The organism is Cupriavidus nantongensis (assembly GCF_001598055.1).
Classification (GTDB): Bacteria; Pseudomonadota; Gammaproteobacteria; order Burkholderiales; family Burkholderiaceae; genus Cupriavidus; species Cupriavidus nantongensis.
The window spans coordinates 182,889-202,662 of record NZ_CP014845.1 but is presented as its reverse complement, the minus strand read 5'-3'; the positions used below and the strand labels follow the sequence as shown (position 1 = coordinate 202,662).

Genomic DNA, 19,774 nt, shown 5'->3' with positions numbered 1-19,774 from the left:
AATCTGCGCGGCGGTGACAGTGGGGCATTGCGTAGTGCAATGCCCCGCACATTACCGTCTGCGCGAACTACCGCGCCGCCCGGAGCGGCCAGCTTGTCCCAGCACCAGCGCCCGGCCGATGGTGTCGAGCGCGTCGCGCATCAGCAAGGCTTCCTCGACATCGCCGGCATACGCGCTCAAGTCGGACCAGGTCACATGGCGGAGCAACCTGGAGAGCGCGGCTGCGCGCCGCTCGTCGAGCGCCAGCTGGAAGGTTGATGCCATGGCTGTCCTATTGCACTCTCGGTTCCGCATTGGGCGCCTCGGCCAGCGCCGGCTGTTCTTCCCTGGTGTAGAACTTGTAGGCGACGAAGACGACGGCGACCCACGACGCGGAGACGATCAGCGACATCCGCATATCCGGCAGGATCGCGATGCAGACCAGCACCGCAGCGATGAACGCCAGCGCAATGTAGTTGCCATACGGGAAGAAAGGCATCTTGTAGGACAGGCTGTCCGCTTGCCCGGTCTGGATCCTGAGCTTGCGGAAGCGCAGGTGGCTGACCACGATCGAGGTCCAGGCACACACCAGCGCGAACACCGTGATCGACGAGAACAACTCGAACGCCTTCTCCGGCATCAGGTAGTTCAGCAAGACACCCGCGAACATCGTGGCGAACACCAGCATGATGGCGCGCGATGGCACATTGCGGCGGTTGACCGTGCCCAGGAACGCCGGTGCGTTCTTCTGCAGCGCCAGGTTGTAGAAGGTCCGGCTGTTGGTGAACACGCTGGCGTTCACGGCCGACAGTACCGCGGTGATGACCACCAGGTTCATGACTCCGGCCGCCGCGGGCACGCCGATCCTGGCAAAGACGTCGACGAACGGGCTGCCCTTCGCAGTCAGCGAGGTCCAAGGGAAGATCATCAGCAGCACCGCAATGGCACCGACGTAGAAGATCAGCAGGCGCCAGAACGTCGCGCTGACGGCCTTGGGCATGGTGGTCTTGACATCCTTCGCTTCGCCGGCAGCCAGGCCGAGGTTCTCGATGCCGCCAAACGAGAACGCCACCATCACGATCGAAAGCACCATGCCGCCGATGCCCTTGGCGAAGAAACCGCCATGGTCCACCAGGTTGTGATGGCCGATGGGCTCGCCATTGTTGCCCAGGCCGAAGAAGATCATGCCGATGCCGAACACGATCATGGCGACGATCGCGGTCACCTTGATCAGCGCGAACCAGAATTCGGCCTCGCCGTAGAACTTCACGCCGATCATATTGACGCAGAACATCACCGACACGGCTATCAGCGCGGTCACCCAGATCGGCATGGTCGGGAACCAGAAATGCACGTAGTTGCCCAGTGCATTCAGCTCGGCCGCGCTGGTTGCCAGCAGGAAGATGAATGCGTTCCAGCCGTTCAGGAAGCCGGCAAACCGGTGGATATAGCGGTTCGAATAGGAAATGTAGGACCCGGAAACCGGCTCCTCGACCGCCATCTCGCCCAGCGCCCGCATGACGAAGTAGATCGCCACGGCGGCGACCAAGTACGTCAGGATGATCGCCGGACCCGCGGTCTTGATGGCCCACGATGACCCATAGAACAGGCCGGTGCCGATCGCTCCGCCGATGGCGATCATCTGGATATGGCGGCTTTTCAGATCGCGTTTCAGCTCTTCCTGTTCATAGGACTGAGCGTCGGTGTTCCTGCGCATTGCACTGTCTCCTTTGGTACATCTCTTTGTGATGCTTGTCGTTGTGGGTGGCTGTTGCGACGGACGAGCGCCGTCCTCAGCCGATGGCTCCTTTTCCATCGAATGCCGGCTGGCTTCGTCTTGCGTTCGCTGAGCCGGATCAGAGTCCGGCGATGGCCGCAGTCAATCTGCCGATGGCTTCATCCACGGTCGCGCGCGGGCATCCCAGGTTGACGCGCATGTAGCGGTGACCCTCGATGCCGAACTTCTGGCCCTTGTCGAGCCACAGGCGAGCCCGGGTCAGCATGAACTTGTCCAACGACGGCGCATCCATGCCGAGGCCGCGGCAGTCCATCCATGCCAGGTAGAGCGAGTCGGCCGGCAGCACCTGGACGCGTGACGTGGCGCGATGCACCGACTCGCGGAAATGGTCGTGATTGGCGCGCAGGTACGCCAGCATCTGTTCGAGCCATGGTTCGCCGTGAGCATAGGCCGCCTCTGCGGCAACCATGCCCAGCGTATTGACTAGCGGGAACATATTGCGGTCGTACTGGCGGCGCAGTTCGTCGCGCAGGCGCCGGTTAGGCACGACCACGTTCGCGCTTTGCAAACCCGGCAGGTTGAAGGTCTTGCTGGGCGCCGTGCAGGTGATGCTGTGCTGGGCAAAATCGTCGCCGAGCGAGGCAAAGGGAATGTGCTTTTTCCTCGGGTTGATGATCAGGTCCTGGTGGATCTCGTCCGAAATGACCAGGATACCGCGGCGCAGGCAGATCTCGCCCATGGTCCGCAATTCGTCTTCCGACCAGACATTGCCGGTGGGGTTGTGCGGATTGCTCAGGATGAAGAGCCTGGTATCGTCGCGGATCGCCGCTTCAAAGGTGGCCGGGTCGAAGCGGTAGCCGACATCGGTGCGCTGCAGCGGGGCCAGGGCCAGATGACGGCCGTTCATCAGCACGTCGTTATGGAAGTGCGCATAGACCGGCGGCTGGATCAGCACCGAATCGCCCGGTGCGGAGAATGCCTGGATGGCGGTCTTGAGCGCGGTGATGATCCCGGAGGTCTGCACCACCCATTCCTTGGCCACCTCCCAGCCGAAGCGCCTGCCCTGCCACGCGACGACGGCATCGACATAGCTGTCGGTCGCGCCGCCGGGGTAGCCGAAGATACCATGCGCCACCGCCTCGTGCAGCGCATCGATGACAGCTTGCGGCGCGCGGAAATCCATGTCGGCGACCCACATCGGCAAGGGTTTCGCCGCGGCCTCGTCCGGCGCGAGGAGTTTTTCGGGGATGGCCCATTTCATCGAGTGAGAGTTCGCGCGGTCGATGACCTCGTCGAAAACGCTGCCTGCGCGGCCGGCTGCCCCAGCCGACATCTCGCCTTGCACTGCCGTTGCATTGACCTTCATGACTTCCTTTTCTCTCGCTATGGAAAGGCGCCGAAGGGCGCCAGATGGCTTCGATGGAGGCCAGCATAGCAACGCCATTGCATGAAAAAAAATGGTATCTTTTCATGAACCAATGAACGGGAGTCATGCGTGCTGGATCGCCAACATCTTGCGGCACTGGTCGCGGTAAGCCGTACCGGAAGCGTCACCGCCGCCGCGGAAAAGCTGAACGTCACGCAATCCGCGCTCTCGCACATGGTGAAGAAGCTGGAAGACCATCATGGCGTGAGGATCTGGACCAAGAGCGGCCGCGGCCTGCGCTTCACGCAGGCGGGGGAATACCTGCTCGCTCTGGCCGACCGCCTGCTGCCCCAGCTGGATCACGCCGAGCGCATCCTTGCGGACTTTGCCGAGGGACGCCGCGGCGCGCTGCGTGTCGGCATGGAATGCCATCCCTGCCAGAAATGGCTGGCCCGTCTGACGCCGCGTTACCTTGCCGCGTGGCCGGACGTGGATTTCGATGTCAGGACATCCTTCCGGTTCGACGGCGTCGCCGCGCTGCTCGGGCACGAGATCGACCTGCTGATCACGCCTGACCCGGTCAAGCTGCCGGAGTTGGCTTTCACGCCGGTGATCGACTATGAGCTGGTGCTGGTAGTACACCTGACCCATCCGCTCGCGGCGCAGCCTTACATACGGCCACAGGATCTGGTCGATGAAACGTTGATCACGGTCCCGGTCAGCATCGAGCGTCTCGACATTTACACCCGCTTCCTGGTCCCCGCGCATTGCCAGCCGCGACGCCACCGCACCGCCGAAGTGACAGACCTGATGCTGCAGCTCGTTGCCGCCGGGCGCGGCGTGGCCGTGTTGCCCGACTGGCTGGTGGAGGAAGAAGGCGCCGGCATGCCATTGCGGGCGGTGCCGCTGGGCAAGCACGGTATTCGCAAGCACATCAATCTCGGCATCCGGCGCGGCGACGAAGGCACCGCCTACCTTGCAGGCTTTGTCGAGATGGCGCGGCAATTTGGCCGCTAGGCCGGCACCGTTGCTGCGGGCCACACGCCAGCGAGGCTCGAGACACGGCCTGTAAGCACTGACCGGGCAGCAGGCTGCCCGGCCACGACAATCTCACGCCATGCTTTGGTGTTCTGCAAGGGCCTTGCTCCTTCTCATCGCCACGGCGAGCGCCACCAGGGACAGCGCCAGTGGAACGAACGATACCCACAGCACTGTGTTCCAGCCATAGACAGACAACAGGCCGCCGGACGAAAAAGAGCCGATCGCCATCAGGCCAAAGACAATGAAGTCGTTGAGGGACTGCACGCGCGTCTTTTCCTCGGGGCGATGGCATTCCAGCACCAGCGCCGATGCGCCAAGGAACCCGAAATTCCACCCAAGGCCGAGCAGGATCAGCGTCGCCCAGAAGTGTGCCACGTCGACGCCTCCGAGTCCGACGGCGGCAGACAGCCCAGTGAGCGCCAGGCCGACGATCGCCACGCGGCTTGCTCCGAATCGCGCAATCAGAGAACCCGTAAAGAAACTCGGCGCGTACATCGCGATGACATGCCATTGCATCCCCAGGTTGGCGGAGGCCTGCGGATGCCCGCAGATGTGCATCGCCAGCGGTGCGGCGGTCATCAGGAAGTTCATCAACATATAGGACACCGCGCCACAGATCGCGGCGGCAATGAAACGCGGCTGCCGTGCGATCTCGGTGAGCGGCCGGCCGCCGGCCAGTTCCGCAACGCTGGGTTGGGGTAGCTTTACCCCGAGCAAAACGAGCGCCGACAGCGCTGCCACGAGAGCCTGCACCAGGAAGGTCATGGCAAACGTATGCCGCGGCCAGAGATCCATGGTCCAGGTCACCAATTGCGGCCCGACCACGCCCGCGGCCACGCCACCCGCCATGACAAGCGATAGTGCACGTGCGCGCCGGGCTGGAGCAACACCATCGGCTGCCGCAAAACGAAAGGACAGCACGACGGCGGCGTAGCTGCCGCCAAAGAAGGTGGCCAGGCAGAACAGCCAGAACCAGCCCAGGATGACAGCAAGCATGGCCAGCAGGCCGGTCAATACACCGGCCCCGGTGCCTGCCAGGAAGGCAGCGCGCCGGCCATACCTGCGGGAGACCGCACCGATCGGTAAAATGCACGCTGCCATGCCCACCACAAAGATGGAGATGGGCAATGTAGCCAGCATGGGTATCGGCGCAAGCATGTCGCCGACGATGGCGCCGGTGGCATAGACCACCACCGAGTTGGCGCCGGCCAGTGCCTGGGCGATGGACAATCGCCAGATGTTGCCGCTCTGGACCCGGTCGGGCAGAAAATCGGATGCGTTGAGGGCCGGTTGGGTGTTGTGCTTGGTCATATTGGTATTTGGCCGCCCCTTGCGGAGAGGTGTAGCGCGTTCAACGGGGATTATCCATCGTCAGCACCATGCGGTATTTCGCGCTACCGGATTTCATCTTCTCGTATGCCTGCGCTGCTTGTTCGAGCGGCATGGTCTCTATCCGAGGCCGCACATTCGCCAGCATACTGAAGTTCAACGTTTTCTCGTTTTCGTAAGGCGTACCCGTGAGCGATCCGAGGATGCTGCGTTGTCCGCCGACAAGCAGAGCTGGGGGAATGTGTAACGGGCTTCTGGCGGGGTTGAGAACAACCAGCCGCCCCTCGGGTGCCAGGCCGGGCAGCAATGCCGAAATTGCCTCGGCATGATCGATCATAGTCACGATGGCCTGGGCGCCACCCATGGCCTTGAGCCGTGCAGCGGCATCTTCCTGACGGTTATCGATATAGAGATGTGCGCCCAGCGCCAGCGCGTCGCCTGCAATGTCGTTGCCTCGCCCGACCGCCACGACCCGGAAACCCATGTTTCGTGCATATTGCAGCGCCATGTGCCCCAGCCCGCCGATGCCAAGGATAGCCACCGTATCGCCAGCTTGCGCGCCGCACTTCTTCAAGGCGTTGAAGGTAGCAATACCTGCGCACAGGATAGGCGCGGCCTCTTCCGAGCCAAGCCCATCTGGAATGGCTACGAGACCGGTGCTGCGCGCAAGCATCATCTCGGCGTAGCCGCCGTCGACGGTGGCACCGACCACAGGTTGGTTCAGGCAAAGCTGGAACCGCCCCTGCCGGCATTGCACGCATTCGCCACAGTGGCCACCCAGCCGGCCCACGCCCACGCGCTGGCCTGTCGTCCAGATCGATGGCGTGCCTGGGCCCACCGCCAGGATTCGGCCAACCACCTCGTGACCGGGCACACGCGGCGGCTGCGCAGCAGGGCCTGTTCTTTCGATGTCGGCCGCATCCGCTCCGCAGATGCCGCAGGCTTCCACCCGGATCAGCACCTCTGCCACGCCAGGCTGGGGCACAGCCCGCTCCACAAGCTCCAGAACGCCGGGCCTGCTGATCTGCATGGCTTTATAGGTAGGCTTCATCTCGACACTCCAATGTCTCTGCTGGTCCCGCGCTGCGCGGAAAGGCAATCAATGCAAAAGCGAATGTGCGGTATTGCCAGCCGTCAACGCGGCTACGGCCCGCCGGGCTGCGTCCAATGCGCCTGCGACATAGCCGCCAAACTGCGGCGACCATTCGCTGGCAATACCGGTGAGCCGGTTGCACCAAACGCCGGACGCCGCGCAGGAAGGTAATGGCAACATTTGGTGCGCACCCACCTTGTTGTCAGCCTCCAGCGCTGTGTATGGGTCGCTCGCCCAGTCTTTCAGATATTCGGTCCGGGGTGATGAAGCGCAGCGGCCGAACAAGCGAACCAGCTGAGCACGGCAGAGCGCCCGCAATTCCTCCTCCGGAATCTGGCGGCGCACAGCGGCGGGGACACCAAGGAACCCGAACAGGGCACCATGGCAAGCTAGGGCCGAGGCGTCGTGAATCTCCGTCATCGGCCCGACCGCGCTGCGCGCCTCGCCGGATAGCCCCTGTTCGCGCCAGAAGGGGCGGTCAAAGACCGCCAGATACTTGGCATGTGGCGCCATCCATGTCGCGCAGTGCTTCCACGGCCCGGCCAATGGGTCAGGCAACGCTGGCTCGAACAAAATCGTGCCGGCCGCAAGACGCGGCGGCACCGCCAATAGCACGTGGGCCACGCGATGCATGCGTTCTCGACCCTGCGGGCCGTCAGCCTCCACCTCGACACAGTCATCCAGATAGCGCAGCCGCCTCACATGGCAATGAGTCATCAGTCGGTTTGCTGTCAGGCGCTGATGCAGGGCATCGATGAGCGCGCCCATGCCGCCCACCAGCCGCCGCGCGGGGGGCGTGGAGCGATAGCCATCGGCGCGTACCGGGGGCTGCGTCGGCGAACGCTCGAGCAGCATGTCCCCCTCTTCTTGCTGCGCGAAGGTCTGCAGGCCCAGCTCGTCCACCAGCGCCTGCAGCTCCGGTTGCAAGTCGGGCCAGAACCAGGTTGCGCCAAGGTCATACTGTTCGCTGGGCCGCTGTTCGCCGGTAAGGGCCGTCGGCGAGACAGACGCGATCCGCCCGCCCAAGGCTACGCGAGCTTCCAGCAACACGTAATTGCGGATGCCACGTTGCTCCAGCAAGTAGGCCGCGTACAGGCCACTCAGCCCGCCGCCGATGATGGCAATGCGTTCGGTCAGCATGACGCACCTGCCCGACTGACAAGGTTGGCGAGATGTCCGGTCTTGATGTACACGCAGGCCCCGCATCTGCCTGCGACGAGATCCGGATACGTCCCCGGCGGCAGCCGCACCCAACTGCCCCGCTCATATTCCTGTGCAAGCTCCCGTAAGCTGCCCTCCACGACCAGCATCTCGGCACCCTCTACCGGACCGCCGAATACCGCGGCGCCCGCCGGTATGCGGTCGAGGGAAACATGTTCGATGCCGTCCGAGAACAGCGTGCAGCATTCACGACCATGCCTGACCGTCCAGCGCGACACATCACGCGTATCGACACGAACTGTGCTGGATTCGTCCGGCTGCATCTGCCCGAGCTTCACAAAGATGACCGCACCCTCGACGCTGGAGGGCTGGTGGCAGGAGCCCGGCGGACTGCGCAAATACCAGCCGGCCAGATAGTGCGTGTCTCCTTCGGAGAAGGTGCCCGATAGCACGAGAATCTCCTCGCCTCCCCGATGTTGGTGCCGGGGAAACCAGGAATCGGGCGCGTAACGCACGATGCTGGTGGCGCGCCCTTTTTCTCCTCCCACTCGATCCAGCATCACGCGCTCGACGCCCGGCTGGGGCGAGGCGATCCACTGGTACTGACGTGGCGTGACGGCTGCGCGCAGCGAAAAGTCCGCATTAACTAGCATGGGGAGTTCTTTGATGAGAAGCGAGGTACAGGGTCGCGGCGTTCCGCGGCGGCCCTGTACCCCGTACCATTTACCTGGGCAGATGCGCGTGGGTATCGAGCACGCGCGCCGAATAGACGAGAGCGGCGCCGGCGTTGAGGGCAATGGCAACCCCGAGCGCCTCGGCAATTTCCTCCCGCGTGGCACCGTACTCCGCTGCCTTCTGTGTGTGCACGGAAATGCAGCCGTCGCAGCGCGTGGTAACGGCGACGGCCAAGGCAATCAGCTCGTGCATCTTGGGTTCCAGGTGTCCCGGCTTGGCAACGAATTCATTCAGCTTCGCCAGCCCGGCCATTACCTCCGGGTTCAACGACGCGAAATCGCCGACGCGCGTCTTCAGTTCATTCCGGTAGGCGTTCCAGTCCTGCATCATGTCTTGAGCTCCTGCTGTCAATGAGTGTGAGGGCTTTTGCGGTGGGATCACGCAACCTCGTAGATCCGCACCTCGGGCGCGGCACCCAGCAATGGCTCAAGACCGGCCACCACATCTGCCGTGAACAGCTCGCTTTGCAGATAGGCAGCGGCGTTCTCCTTGCTGTCGAAGCCATGCAGCACTTGCACGTCTTCCTCACGCACCAGCAGTTCCTTCGACTTCGCGCCGGCAACGGTGCCGAGAAACGGCTCCTTGTATCGTTGATAGACGCAAGCCGCGGCCGCGCGGTCGGCATTGGCGATCTTGAGGGTAATTTGCAGATAGACCATACGTCCTCTCCGAGTCGGTGGTTCAGAAAAAAAGGGAGGCTAACGGCAAGCGCTCGCCCCCCGCATCAGTTGCGGCCAGCCATCACGCCACCATCCACGTCCCAGATTGCGCCCGTTACCCAACCCGCCTTGTCGGAGAGCAGGAAAACGACAGCTTCGGCAACGTCCCGCGGCGTGCCAACGCGGCCGATGGGATGGAAATTGTTGAAGCCTTGCAGGGCGCCATGCACTTCAGCCTTGGGAATGAACCCCTCGTAGATCGGCGTTTCGACTACGGCAGGCGACACCGCGTTGACGCGGATGTTGCTGGACGCCAGTTCCATCGCCAGATGCTGCGTCAGCGAATGCAGGCTGGCTTTCGCCATCGAATACGCCGAAGAAGGCGTGGCTGCAATGGCCTGCCTGGCCCACATCGAGCCGATGTTGACGATGGCGCCGGTTTTGCCTTGCTTGACCAGGTTGCTTGCGACCCGTTGGGTAATGAAGAAGAACGCCTTGTTGATCTTCATGTACTGGTCGTAGTCAGCTTCCGAATGCTCGAGGAAGGGCTTTGGAAAGAACACGCCGGCGGCGTTCACCAGCAGGTCGATGTCGGCATGCTGCCCGTCGACAGTCTCGAGCAGTGCGCGGACGCTCTCATCGCTGGCAAGGTTCGCCGTCAGTGCCCAGACCTGTCCAAGTGCGGCCAACTCGCTGCGCGCCGCCTCGGTCTTTTCGGGGCGATTGCCCACGATCACCACGCTGCCGCCTTCGACGAGCACCATGCGGGCGGTCTCCAGCCCCATTCCGCTGGTGCCGCCGGCAATCAGCAGCTTCTTGCCCTTGAACTGATCGCTCATATGAAATCCCTCTGCCTGTCCGATAGGCGAAAACGGGTTTATGAAAGGAGCACGGCGAGGCAGCCCGTGCAACTTGATGTCCGAACCTGAACGACAGACATGCATCGAAGAAGCGATTCCACAATCATCCGGTCACTGCGACCTGAAAGGGAAACTATCCGCCCAGAGTTTCGACAACGGCTCCTGGGATATGTGCAAGGCCCCGAGTTTCCGTGGTTTGTGACGGTCAATTCTTCGCCAAACCCACACTCCCGGCAAACGAGATAAAATTTCCGCGACTGAAAGATAATCTTTATCGCGATGAAGCTGCCAATCCATCTGAACGCGCTGCGCGCCTTTGAAGCCAGTGCCCGACACGAAAGCTTCTCTGCAGCAGCGGAGGAACTCAACGTCACGCCCGCTGCCGTTGGCCAGTTGGTTCGCGGCCTAGAGGATTGGCTTGGCTTCCCGTTGTTCGTCCGGGGCAGCAGTGGTCGGGCACGTCTTTCTGCCACGGATGCCGCACTGCGCGCATTGCCGGACATCCGAGCCGGATTTGACAGGCTATCCCTGGGCCTGGAACGGCTGCAGGAGGGATCCGTCCGTGGAGTACTGACCGTTACGGTCAGCCCCGCTTTCGCTGCCAAATGGCTGCTGCCACGCTTTGAGCGGTTCCAGGCAATCTGCCCCGACACCGATATTCGCCTGGAGACCAATCTCAAACCCGTGGACTTCGTGGCGCAGCGGGTGGACATCGGCGTGCGCTACGGTACCGGCACATGGCCCGGACTGACTGCGGAAAAGCTCATGGAGGAGGAGGTGTACCCGGTTTGTTCACCCGAGCTGCTGCGACAGCATCGAGCTCTGCGCCGACCCGCTGATCTGGATGGCATCACTCTCATTCACGATCTCTCCATGGATGGCCATGCGGGCTTTCCCACATGGAACCGGTGGTTTCAGAAAATGGGCGTTTCCGGTGTGGCAACCGCACGCGGCATGAAGATCAACAACTCCGCAGCCGTGTTGCAAGCAGCAAGCGAAGGACGCGGCGTGGCGCTGGCGCGCAGCGTCATGGCTCGCGACGATCTGGCGGCCGGGCGCGTGGTACGGCTTTTCCCAAAGTTGAAATTCCCTTCCGAGTTGGCCTACTACGTGGTTTATCGGCCTGAGAGCGCTGCGTTGCCGAGGTTGCAGGCATTCCGGAACTGGCTGCTGAGTGAAGCGGCCTTACCGAACGAATAGAACCAGGCCCAACAGGGCCAATGCCAGCGCAAAGCTGGTCACCTTCGACGCATAGACGGATACCGCCACTTTCGCGGCGGCGTCCACGGCCGGCTAGACGTTGGTGTAGCCGGAAATGAAGGTCTTATGTTCCCCGGTTTGCTCGTCATAGACATGACGGGAAATCTTGCCGATGTTGCCGCCATACACATGAATGCTGATCGACACGCTGTCGTCGTAAGCATTTGCCACGCGGTGGATATCCCCGATCGACGGCGACACCCGATCGATATGGCCAGGCCTGAGCATATCCTTGCCAAGGGAACGCATCGGCTTGCCGGGCGCAACGACTTCGAATCGCTCCGAAGTCTCGGCACCACGCAGCATGCCGATGAGCGCCCACACAGTGTGGTCATGCACAGGCGTCTTCTGGCCCGGCCCCCAGACAAAGCTGACCACCGAGAACCGGTCGCCCGGGTCGGCATAGAGCAGGTATTGGCCGTAGTACTGGGGATGCGGCTGCGCGTACGCCTCCGGCAACCAGTTATCCACGGCAACCAGTTCGCCAAGCAGCTTCCCGCCGGCATCGAGGATGCGGCGCTCATTGCCGTCGGCGGTTTCTACGATGTGGGTCATTGCCGCGATGAAGTCCGTGAAAACCTTGGGCATGGTCATGGGTTGTCTCCTGTGTGGGGTCAAAGCCTTACTCTTCTACGTCGCTTCGTGCTACTCGACCCGGATATTGGCGTCCCGCGCCACGGCGCTCCAGCGGTCAACTTCGCTCAGCAGCAGCTTGCGCAGCACATCCGGATTGCCGCCGCCGGGCTCGGCACCCTGGCGTCGCCATTGCTCGACAAAGGCCTCGTTGACAAAGGCTCGGGCCGTTGCGCCATTCAGCGCGGTCACGACCGGTGCGGGCGTGCCGCGTGGCGCGAACAGCCCGTACCAGCTGGCCGCGTCGTAGTTGGGCACGCCAGACTCAGCGATGGTCGGAAGATCCGGCAGGCTGCGCGAGCGCTGCCTGGAGGTCACCGCGAGCGCCCGCACGCTGCCGCTGCGGACGTATTGGAGCGCCGATGGCATGGTTTCGAAGTAGACCTGGATGGTCCCGGAGATCAGGTCGACCAGCGCGGGGCTGGAGCCCTTGTAGGGAACATGCATCATCCGGGTTCCGGTGACTGCCTTGAACTGCTCCGCCATCAGGTGGTGCAGCGTGCCGGTGCCGGGCGAGCCGTAGGCCAGCTTGTCGGGATTCGCCTTCAGGTAGGCGATCAGTTCAGCGACGTTCTTTACCGGCAGCTTGTTGGTCACCAGCAGCACATGGTCCACCCGCCCCAGGAAGCTGACCGGCACCATGTTGCGGATGTCATAGGGCAGCGCCGGGTAGACGGTCTGGGCGATGGCGTGATGCGCAGCGCCAAACAGCACGGTGTAGCCATCCGGCCTGGCGCGCGCCACCGCATCCGCACCGATAGTGCCTCCCGCGCCGGCGCGATTCTCGACGATCACCGATTGGGATAGCTCGCGCGCAAGTTGCGACGAAACCAGCCGTGCCAGGATATCGACGGTGCCGCCTGGCGGGAACGGCGCGACCAGCCGCACCGGCGCAGCGGGATAGGCCCCGCTCGCAGCGCGCACACCCACAAGCGGCGCCATGGACCCCGCGCCGATATACGACAGGGCTTTTATGAAGTCTCTGCGCTTCATATCTTTGTCTCCTCCGTTATTTTTGCGACCGGCCTTATTTCGCGAGGTAGCCGTGGCGCGTCTGCGGCAGCTTCATCTCGAGCACGCTCGCCGCGACCTGCGTTCTCAGGATCTGCGCGGTGCCGCCGGCAATGGTGAACATCCGGGCATCGCGGACGTGCCGCTCCATCGGGTTGTGGCGGCCATAGCCAGACGACCCATAGAGCTGCAGCGCATCGTTGGTGACCTTGTTGGCCGTCTCGGCGGCGAAGATCTTGGCGCGGGCGGCGCGGGCCATGTCGGGAAATTCCTTGCCACTGCGCGCGGCCGAGTGCAACAGCAAGCGCGCGGCCTCCAGTTGCACCGACATATCGCTGATCATCCACTGCAGGCCCTGGAATTCGGCGATGGGGCGGCCGAACTGCTGGCGCGACTTCGCATAGCGCACGCCTTCCTCGAACGCGCCCTGCGCGATGCCGAGCGCCACCGTGCCGGCACCGACTCGCTGCGCGTTGTACGCGTTCATCAACGCCGCGAAGCCGCGCTGCAGCCCGCCCGGCGGTACCACCAGCATGGATTTGTGGATCTTCAGGTCGCGGAACTCGATATGCGTCTCGGGGATGCCGCGCACGCCCATCGCGTAGAGGCGGCGGCCGATCACCAGGCCGTCGGGAGCATTGCCATCGCGCACGCAGATGAACGCGCCGATGCCCTGGTCGACACCATCGTCGAACACGCGGGCGAAGATCAAGTGCAGGCGCGAGACACCGCCGCCGGTGATCCAGTACTTTTCGCCGTTCAGGATGTAGTCGTCGCCGACCCGGTCCGCGCGGGTGGTCATCTCGCTGGCGGCGCTGCCGGCGTTGGGCTCGGAGATGCAGATGGCGGGCTTGTCGCCGCTGAGCACGGCCGCCGCGGCGAGCTTGCGCTGCTCGTCGGTGCCATAGCGCAGAATGGCGCCGATCGCACCCATGTTGGCTTCGACGGTAATGCGGCCCATGGTGGCGCACGCCTTCGCCATCTCCTCGATCACGATCACGGTATCGTGGTAGCTGCGACCTTGTCCGCCCAGCTCCTTCGGGATCGTCATCCCCATGAAGCCTGCGGCAAGCAGCCGGTTCACGTTCTGCCAGGGATAGGCCTCGGTCAGGTCGGTGTCGGCAGCGGTCGGTGCGAATGCGTTCTGCGCCAGGTCGCGCGCGGCCAGTTGCAGTTCTCTTTGTTCAGCGGTCAGTTCGAACATGCGTCTCTCCATTGGTTTATGAGTTGCCGAGCCAGTCTTTCAGGATCGCGTCGCGATGCTCGTCCAGCCGGGGCGGGGGTTTTCGATAGGTCGCGGGCGTCTCTGACAGCTTGAGCGGATTGGCGAGCAGCCGCAGTTGGCCGTTCTTTGCCCATTCACAGGGCATGCGGATCTCAGCGCCACGTGCCTTGACATGCGGGTCGTTGAAAACGTCTTCGAGGTTGTTCACCGGGCCGCATGGCACCCCCGCGTCTTCCAGCACGGCGAGCCATTCGGATCGACCACGCTGGCGTAGTGCCGCGGCGACCAGCTCGCACACCGCCTTGCGATTGGCAACCCGCGCGGGGTTGGTCCGGAACCGCTCATCCGCGGCGACGTGCATCAGGTCCGCGACCTCGCAGAACCGCGCGAACTGGCCATCGTTGCCAACCGCGAGAATCATCGGCGCGTCAGCGGTATCGAACACCTGGTAGGGCACGATATTGGGATGCCCGTTGCCCAGCCGCTGCGGCAACACACCGTCGGCAAGGTAGTTGGTGGCGCCGTTCACCAGCCACGCAATCTGCGAGTCCAGCAACGACACATCGATATGCTGGCCGCGGCCATGCGCGGCCCGATACTGCAGCGCGGCGAGGATGCCCACCGTGGCATACATGCCGGTCATGACATCGGCGATGCCGACGCCGACCTTCATCGGCTGGCCGTCGGGCTCGCCGGTGAGGCTCATGATCCCGCCCATCCCCTGGATCAGGAAGTCGTAGCCCGGGCGCTGCGCATACGGGCCGGTCTGGCCGAAGCCCGTGATCGAGCAGTAGATCAGCCTGGGGTACTGCGCCTTGAGCTGTTCATACGACAATCCGTAGCGCGCCAGCCCCCCGACCTTGTAGTTCTCCACCAGTACGTCGGCGTGCTGCAGCAGCTCGTGGATCAGCGTACGCCCGGCTTCCGATGCCAGGTCGATGGCGATCGAGCGCTTGTTGCGATTGGCGCTGAGGTAATACGCGCTCTCCTGCGTCGCGTTCCCGGCGCTGTCCTCGATATACGGTGGGCCCCATTTGCGGGTGTCGTCGCCCTCCCCGGGGCGTTCGACTTTCACTACGTCGGCGCCAAGGTCGCCAAGCAGTTGCGTCGCGCTAGGCCCTGCGAGAATCCGGGAAAGGTCCAGTACTTTGATGCCGGCCAGTGCCAGGCGGTCCGAGGGCACATTCATTCCGCACCTCGCGCGCATGGGGCCGCAGCGTATTGGCTTATTACGGCTGAATTGCGGTCCGGCGTTCTACTGCATCGCATGACAAGATCTCCTTGCTGGTCATGCGATCGATTCTAAGAATCGGTGTCCGACAACCTCAATTGAATTGCAGCGCAAGGAGAGGAGAAACCCCTAGCAGGTTGCTGAAGTACTCCCCGTACAAGAGGCGAGGCTTCCCCCTGCAAGGCAGTAGGCTTGCGATTTTTCACAATCTGGAAGCGGGACGTCCCTACATCGATTTTTTCGGCGGTTTGGCGCCCGATTCCGGCCTCATTACCGCGATTACTGCAACTGCGGACGGATTTGTCCCAGTGAGCGCATGCGCACGAGGTTGTAGGCGGCCATGCTCAGCACGAACATCTGGTCGACTCGCTTCAGTCCACGCACCATCACCTGGCGCATGCGCCCGACAGTCTTGACCCATCCGAAGCCTTGTTCGATCAGCTTGCGCTTTTGCTGCGAAACGGCATACCCGGCGCTGCAAGCAATGGCATCAGGAACGGCCGAGCGGCGCCCCGAGGTGTTCTGTGCCACGTGGGGCGTCACCTTCAGTTCCAGGCAGGCTTGAATGAACTCTTGCGCGTCGTAGCCCTTGTCTGCACCCACCGTGATTTCGGTGTTCGGGTCGTCCGTCACCTGTCGGGCATCGTTGAGCATCACCTTCGCGGCCTCGCGCTCAGCATGTCCGTCCGCATTGGTCACCATGGCGCTCACCACCAGGCCGTGACGGTTGTCGCTCAGGGTATGACCCATATAGCGAAGTTCACTCGCAGTTTTGCCCTTGCGGTACAGCTTGGCATCGGGATCGGTCTTGGACTCGTGCGTCTCGTTGCTGCGCGTGCGACCTTTGAAGTTGGCGCCGTCGTTGTCGTCCTTGTCGTCGCCGCCGTCCTTGCGCACGAAGCTCTTGTGGCCTGCCCACGCCTGAATCAGCGTGCCGTCCACGCTGAAGTGCTCGCCCGACAGCCAGTTCTTCTTCTGCGCGATGGCCAGCACCTCGTTGAAAAACTGGATCACCGCATCATGCTTGATCAGCCGCTCGCGGTTCTTGGTGAAGACCGTGGGCACCCAAACGGTGTCGTCCATCGACAGCCCGATGAACCAGCGAAACAGCAGGTTGTACTGCGTCTGCTCCATGAGTTGGCGTTCGGAGCGAACGCTGTAGAGCACCTGCAGCAGCATGGCCCGCAGCAACTTCTCCGGCGCGATGCTGGGCTGGCCACCCTTGATATCGTCCTCGTACATCTGTGCGAACAACCGGTCCATCTTTACCAGCGCCTGGTTGGCCATGGCGCGGATCGAGCGCAGCGGGTGGGACTTCGGCACGAAATCATCCAGCCTCCGCATAGTGAACAAACTTTCCGTGAAGGTATCTGCGCCGCGCATGAAAGTGGAGTTGGATGGGTTCCTCAAATCAACGCTTCAGCCAGTTGTCGCGCTGACGTCCACCGGAGGTATTTCAGCGGCCTGCTAGGCAGCCGCCGGTGTTGTCATTTGCGCAGGGCGATGGCAAGCATCTCGGCAGTGGCGCAGAGGGCCTCGCCCGCCGTGAGCGTCATCTCGACCCACACCTTGCGGCCGTCGATGGCTTTCAGCTTGCCCGACACCGTCAGCACCTGCGCCTGCGGCGTGGGTGCAAGGAAGTTGACGTGGAGTGAAGCGGTAACGAACCGGCCCAAGGGTCCGGAGGGGTCGTCCGACTGTTGCCTGTGAAAGGCGGCAGCGGACGCCGTGCCGTGGCAATCGAACAGCGATGCGATCATGCCGCCGTAGACGTTGCCGGGTACGCCACCGCTGTACATCGGGTCCGGCGTGAAGCGGGAAACCGTTTCGGCGCCGTTCAGGTAGGTCCTGAGTCCGTTGCCATGCGGGTTGGCGACGCCGCACCCATAGCAGTGGCTGTTCTCGGGGGAATATTCTTTCTGGATCCAGGCGTCGGCGTGCTCGATATCACTCATGGTCAAGAGGCGATAGTGGCTGGCCCCCGTAACGCCGCAGCGTGCAGCGGGCGGGTTCCGGCAAATGCCCCGAGGCTAAGAGTGGCCTCGCTCATGTGCAATTGAATCGGATTTCAATGCGAGCCGAAGACCACCGCCTTAGTAGCTGGCCACGCTGAACCGCTTCGCCTCCTGCCACAGCGCCTTGGCTGCAGGCGATAGCTTGTTCTCGCCCAGGCATGCCAGGCCGATGCTGCGGCGGGTCTGGGGCAGGAGCGGTACGTAGCGCACGCCGGGATAGGCGTCGGGCACGGCTAGCCGGGCCAGGATCGAGACGCCTTCGCCCCTGGACACATACTCCAGGATCGACATGATCTGCAGCAGCTCGTGCGCGATCCGCGGCCGGCAATTGTGGCGCGCAAACAGCCTTTGAATGAGTTTCTGCGAGCCCGCGCGCGTCATGATGAAAGGAAAGCGGGTAATGTCGGCGAGCTGGACTTCGGCCTGTGTGGCTAGCTCATGGTCTTCCGGCAGCACTGCGACCAGCTCGTCGACCGCCAGCGTAATGGTCTCGAAGTCAGGCTTGGGCAACGTGACCGCGGCCAGCTCGATGCGGCGCTCGATCAGATCCTGGCTGGTTTCCTCATCCGGCCGTTCGGTGACGATCACGCTGACGCCGGGATACCTGGTCCGGAACTGCTGCAGCAGCGCAGGCAGCGCATGCAGTGACGCGCTTGCGCCGAACGAGCCGACGCGGATCAGGCCGGTCTTCAGCTCCGCTCCGGCACGCGCCGTGGCGGTCACCAGCTGCAACGAGGCGAACACGTCCCGCACATGCGGCAGCACCTGTTCGCCAGCGTAGGTCAGCGACAGGCCGCTCTGGTTGCGCTCCACCAACTGGACCCCAAGCGCGTCCTCCAGCGCACGCAACGCGTGACTGGTAGCAGATGGCGTCATGCCCAGCTTCGCCCCCGCCCCGGCAATGCCGTCGGAAGATACCAATGCAAGAAGAAGCTCGAGTTGACGCAGTGTTGGTTGCTGGAATCTTTCAGACTTGGGCATCGACGATCCAGAAGCAGAACAGGTGGCGTTGAGATGAATCTCATCCCTAGCCGCGGATCGTTGAAAGTAGACTCATTAGGCAAACCTGTCAATGGCGCTGGACTGAGCACTCGCGCCGGCGGGTGAAGCTCAAGATTTGACTGGCGTAAAGTCAGTTCGCCTCCCGGCAGTGAAGTCCATGGCGAAGGCCAGGAACAACGCAACGGCGCTGCAGGCAAAGATGAGCGTGTAATTCCCGTCCGTGCGCGAGAAAAGCCAGGCATAGCCGTAGCCGCCCAACGCCTGGAACAGCGCAAACGATGCCGTCGCGCGACTCCAGGCCGCGCGTTGGTCGCTGGCATCATGCGGTAGCAACTCCTGGATGCGTCCCAGCACCAATGGCACGATGCCCGGCGTGAAAGCGCCCAATATGATGGTTGACACAATCAGCACAGCGGTCTGCTGCGAGATTGCCAGCAGGCCGACCGCGATGGCCTGCAGCAACAGGGCAATCCGATAGGCATTGCCAAAGCCTGCCCTCCCCCCGGCCCATCCGCTGACCAGCGGTCCCGCAGTCGCCGCGACGCCATAGAGCACCCAGTAGCGTGCGCCTACCGTCGCGCCTTGTCCCAGCCCGCGTGCGACATAGTCGACCAGCAGAACCATGGCAGGCACCAGTCCCAACGCATTAGCGGCATACTGCATGCAGATGATCCTGAGCCTGCGCGCAAGGGTGGGACGGCTGGCTTCTGCACATTCGTCCGCCGATCTTGGCGCAGATCTGCCAGCGGGCTTGCCCGCGGCAGGCCACCCCCCCCAACTCAGCACGGTGAGCAGCAGTGACACCGCCCCCAGGCCGAGCCATGCCGTACGAAGGCCCATCGACAGCAATCCGGGCACCAAGGTGCCGGACGCCGCAATGCCGAGGCCTACACCCAGAAATATCATGCCGCTTACCAGTGCCCGGCGGGTCGATGGGATATGAGGAAGGATTGTCGTTGCCACCAGCACCATGATGGCGCCACCGGACAGCCCGGACAGGAAGCGCCAGATGAAGAACCAACTCAGGGACACCGGAAACGCACACGCAAAGAACGCCGCGGTGGCGGTCAGCATCATCCAGCGCATGAGGCTGCGGTTCGACATGCGAGCGGCAAGCAAGCGGCCTGACAGTGCGCCCGCCAGGTATCCGGCAAAGTTGGCGGCGCCAAGCGAGACAGCGTCGGCGGCGCTGAACCAGTGGGCCTGGATCAAGGCCGGTATTAAAGGCGTGTAGGCGAAACGGGCGAGTCCGATCGCGACCAGACTTGCACTCAAGCCGGCGAAGGCGGCATGCAACGCACGGCGGTCGATCAGCCCGCTTGCATGGGGCAAGCCAGCCCTTGCTTCCGTAGCTATGACATCTTGTGACATGGCAGAAATTCTCGTGGGAAATCCGACCCACTGGATAAAGCGCTGAACATCCATTGCGGACGTAC

General features: G+C 63.0%; 20 protein-coding genes. 2 read left to right on the top strand and 18 right to left on the bottom strand.

Features of this window, described 5'->3' with window-relative positions; all coding sequences use genetic code 11:
- Positions 1 to 51 precede the first annotated feature (51 nt).
- The 3 genes from A2G96_RS22315 to A2G96_RS22305 form a co-directional block, all read right to left on the bottom strand.
- A complete protein-coding gene (locus A2G96_RS22315; protein WP_062802413.1) occupies positions 52 to 264 on the bottom strand; it encodes a DUF7706 family protein in 213 nt (70 codons plus the stop codon).
- 7 nt (positions 265 to 271) lie between these two features.
- Positions 272 to 1,696 carry an amino acid permease gene (locus A2G96_RS22310; protein ID WP_062802412.1) on the bottom strand — a complete coding sequence of 475 codons (1,425 nt, stop codon included), beginning with the start codon at positions 1,694 to 1,696 and terminating at the stop codon, positions 272 to 274.
- Positions 1,697 to 1,835: 139 nt separating this feature from the next.
- Positions 1,836 to 3,083, bottom strand: a complete 1,248-nt coding sequence (locus tag A2G96_RS22305) for a MalY/PatB family protein (protein WP_150124229.1) — start codon at positions 3,081 to 3,083, stop codon at positions 1,836 to 1,838.
- Positions 3,084 to 3,212: 129 nt separating this feature from the next.
- On the opposite strand from A2G96_RS22305, the gene A2G96_RS22300 reads away from it, so the two are divergent.
- Positions 3,213 to 4,100, top strand: coding sequence for a LysR family transcriptional regulator (locus A2G96_RS22300; RefSeq protein WP_062802411.1), 888 nt, complete (start codon positions 3,213 to 3,215; stop codon positions 4,098 to 4,100).
- A 93-nt stretch (positions 4,101 to 4,193) separates the two neighbouring features.
- On the opposite strand, the gene A2G96_RS22295 is transcribed toward A2G96_RS22300, so the two are convergent.
- The 7 genes from A2G96_RS22295 to A2G96_RS22265 form a co-directional block, all read right to left on the bottom strand.
- Positions 4,194 to 5,435 (bottom strand): MFS transporter, encoded by a 1,242-nt coding sequence (locus A2G96_RS22295; RefSeq protein ID WP_062802410.1) that lies wholly within the window; start codon positions 5,433 to 5,435, stop codon positions 4,194 to 4,196.
- Positions 5,436 to 5,475: 40 nt separating this feature from the next.
- On the bottom strand, positions 5,476 to 6,504 hold the full coding sequence (locus A2G96_RS22290; RefSeq protein WP_062802409.1) for an alcohol dehydrogenase: 1,029 nt from the start codon (positions 6,502 to 6,504) through the stop codon (positions 5,476 to 5,478).
- A gap of 48 nt (positions 6,505 to 6,552) precedes the next feature.
- Complete coding sequence (locus A2G96_RS22285; protein WP_062802408.1) at positions 6,553 to 7,686, bottom strand: flavin monoamine oxidase family protein; 1,134 nt, start codon at positions 7,684 to 7,686, stop codon at positions 6,553 to 6,555.
- Positions 7,680 to 8,360, bottom strand: a complete 681-nt coding sequence (locus A2G96_RS22280) for a cupin domain-containing protein (protein ID WP_062802407.1) — start codon at positions 8,358 to 8,360, stop codon at positions 7,680 to 7,682. The genes A2G96_RS22285 and A2G96_RS22280 overlap by 7 nt, the downstream gene beginning before the upstream one ends.
- Positions 8,361 to 8,430: 70 nt before the next feature.
- Positions 8,431 to 8,772, bottom strand: a complete 342-nt coding sequence (locus A2G96_RS22275; RefSeq protein WP_062802406.1) for a carboxymuconolactone decarboxylase family protein — start codon at positions 8,770 to 8,772, stop codon at positions 8,431 to 8,433.
- A 47-nt stretch (positions 8,773 to 8,819) separates the two neighbouring features.
- Positions 8,820 to 9,101, bottom strand: a complete 282-nt coding sequence (locus tag A2G96_RS22270; RefSeq protein ID WP_062802405.1) for a hypothetical protein — start codon at positions 9,099 to 9,101, stop codon at positions 8,820 to 8,822.
- Between the two features lie 65 nt (positions 9,102 to 9,166).
- Positions 9,167 to 9,940, bottom strand: coding sequence for an SDR family NAD(P)-dependent oxidoreductase (locus A2G96_RS22265; RefSeq protein ID WP_062802404.1), 774 nt, complete (start codon positions 9,938 to 9,940; stop codon positions 9,167 to 9,169).
- A 300-nt stretch (positions 9,941 to 10,240) separates the two neighbouring features.
- Between A2G96_RS22265 and gcvA the strand changes: the two genes are divergently transcribed.
- Positions 10,241 to 11,161, top strand: coding sequence for a transcriptional regulator GcvA (gcvA, locus tag A2G96_RS22260; protein WP_062802403.1), 921 nt, complete (start codon positions 10,241 to 10,243; stop codon positions 11,159 to 11,161).
- 93 nt (positions 11,162 to 11,254) lie between these two features.
- On the opposite strand, the gene A2G96_RS22255 is transcribed toward gcvA, so the two are convergent.
- The 8 genes from A2G96_RS22255 to A2G96_RS22220 all read right to left on the bottom strand — a co-directional run bounded on the left by A2G96_RS22255 (position 11,255) and on the right by A2G96_RS22220 (position 19,709).
- On the bottom strand, positions 11,255 to 11,809 hold the full coding sequence (locus tag A2G96_RS22255; protein ID WP_417926448.1) for a cysteine dioxygenase family protein: 555 nt from the start codon (positions 11,807 to 11,809) through the stop codon (positions 11,255 to 11,257).
- Between the two features lie 57 nt (positions 11,810 to 11,866).
- On the bottom strand, positions 11,867 to 12,847 hold the full coding sequence (locus A2G96_RS22250) for a Bug family tripartite tricarboxylate transporter substrate binding protein (protein ID WP_062802401.1): 981 nt from the start codon (positions 12,845 to 12,847) through the stop codon (positions 11,867 to 11,869).
- 34 nt (positions 12,848 to 12,881) lie between these two features.
- Positions 12,882 to 14,069: a 3-sulfinopropanoyl-CoA desulfinase gene (gene acdA / locus A2G96_RS22245; RefSeq protein WP_062802400.1), complete on the bottom strand. Its 1,188-nt coding sequence runs from the start codon at positions 14,067 to 14,069 to the stop codon at positions 12,882 to 12,884.
- A 16-nt stretch (positions 14,070 to 14,085) separates the two neighbouring features.
- A complete protein-coding gene (locus A2G96_RS22240) occupies positions 14,086 to 15,279 on the bottom strand; it encodes a CaiB/BaiF CoA transferase family protein (protein ID WP_062802399.1) in 1,194 nt (397 codons plus the stop codon).
- A 321-nt stretch (positions 15,280 to 15,600) separates the two neighbouring features.
- Positions 15,601 to 16,704 carry an IS5 family transposase gene (locus A2G96_RS22235; protein ID WP_062799342.1) on the bottom strand — a complete coding sequence of 368 codons (1,104 nt, stop codon included), beginning with the start codon at positions 16,702 to 16,704 and terminating at the stop codon, positions 15,601 to 15,603.
- A gap of 104 nt (positions 16,705 to 16,808) precedes the next feature.
- Complete coding sequence (locus tag A2G96_RS22230) at positions 16,809 to 17,276, bottom strand: PaaI family thioesterase (protein ID WP_062802398.1); 468 nt, start codon at positions 17,274 to 17,276, stop codon at positions 16,809 to 16,811.
- A gap of 138 nt (positions 17,277 to 17,414) precedes the next feature.
- Complete coding sequence (locus A2G96_RS22225) at positions 17,415 to 18,317, bottom strand: LysR family transcriptional regulator (protein ID WP_062802397.1); 903 nt, start codon at positions 18,315 to 18,317, stop codon at positions 17,415 to 17,417.
- 129 nt (positions 18,318 to 18,446) lie between these two features.
- Positions 18,447 to 19,709: a YbfB/YjiJ family MFS transporter gene (locus tag A2G96_RS22220; protein WP_062804089.1), complete on the bottom strand. Its 1,263-nt coding sequence runs from the start codon at positions 19,707 to 19,709 to the stop codon at positions 18,447 to 18,449.
- Positions 19,710 to 19,774: the final 65 nt, after the last annotated feature.

Coding starts and splice junctions, on each gene's coding strand:
- A2G96_RS22315 (WP_062802413.1), bottom strand. CDS start 264: ATGGCATCAACCTTCCAGCTGGCGCTCGACGAGCGGCGCGCAGCCGCG.
- A2G96_RS22310 (WP_062802412.1), bottom strand. CDS start 1,696: ATGCGCAGGAACACCGACGCTCAGTCCTATGAACAGGAAGAGCTGAAA.
- A2G96_RS22305 (WP_150124229.1), bottom strand. CDS start 3,083: ATGAAGGTCAATGCAACGGCAGTGCAAGGCGAGATGTCGGCTGGGGCA.
- A2G96_RS22295 (WP_062802410.1), bottom strand. CDS start 5,435: ATGACCAAGCACAACACCCAACCGGCCCTCAACGCATCCGATTTTCTG.
- A2G96_RS22290 (WP_062802409.1), bottom strand. CDS start 6,504: ATGAAGCCTACCTATAAAGCCATGCAGATCAGCAGGCCCGGCGTTCTG.
- A2G96_RS22285 (WP_062802408.1), bottom strand. CDS start 7,686: ATGCTGACCGAACGCATTGCCATCATCGGCGGCGGGCTGAGTGGCCTG.
- A2G96_RS22280 (WP_062802407.1), bottom strand. CDS start 8,360: ATGCTAGTTAATGCGGACTTTTCGCTGCGCGCAGCCGTCACGCCACGT.
- A2G96_RS22275 (WP_062802406.1), bottom strand. CDS start 8,772: ATGATGCAGGACTGGAACGCCTACCGGAATGAACTGAAGACGCGCGTC.
- A2G96_RS22270 (WP_062802405.1), bottom strand. CDS start 9,101: ATGGTCTATCTGCAAATTACCCTCAAGATCGCCAATGCCGACCGCGCG.
- A2G96_RS22265 (WP_062802404.1), bottom strand. CDS start 9,940: ATGAGCGATCAGTTCAAGGGCAAGAAGCTGCTGATTGCCGGCGGCACC.
- gcvA (WP_062802403.1), top strand. CDS start 10,241: ATGAAGCTGCCAATCCATCTGAACGCGCTGCGCGCCTTTGAAGCCAGT.
- A2G96_RS22255 (WP_417926448.1), bottom strand. CDS start 11,809: ATGCCCAAGGTTTTCACGGACTTCATCGCGGCAATGACCCACATCGTA.
- A2G96_RS22250 (WP_062802401.1), bottom strand. CDS start 12,847: ATGAAGCGCAGAGACTTCATAAAAGCCCTGTCGTATATCGGCGCGGGG.
- acdA (WP_062802400.1), bottom strand. CDS start 14,069: ATGTTCGAACTGACCGCTGAACAAAGAGAACTGCAACTGGCCGCGCGC.
- A2G96_RS22240 (WP_062802399.1), bottom strand. CDS start 15,279: ATGAATGTGCCCTCGGACCGCCTGGCACTGGCCGGCATCAAAGTACTG.
- A2G96_RS22235 (WP_062799342.1), bottom strand. CDS start 16,704: ATGCGCGGCGCAGATACCTTCACGGAAAGTTTGTTCACTATGCGGAGG.
- A2G96_RS22230 (WP_062802398.1), bottom strand. CDS start 17,276: ATGAGTGATATCGAGCACGCCGACGCCTGGATCCAGAAAGAATATTCC.
- A2G96_RS22225 (WP_062802397.1), bottom strand. CDS start 18,317: ATGCCCAAGTCTGAAAGATTCCAGCAACCAACACTGCGTCAACTCGAG.
- A2G96_RS22220 (WP_062804089.1), bottom strand. CDS start 19,709: ATGTCACAAGATGTCATAGCTACGGAAGCAAGGGCTGGCTTGCCCCAT.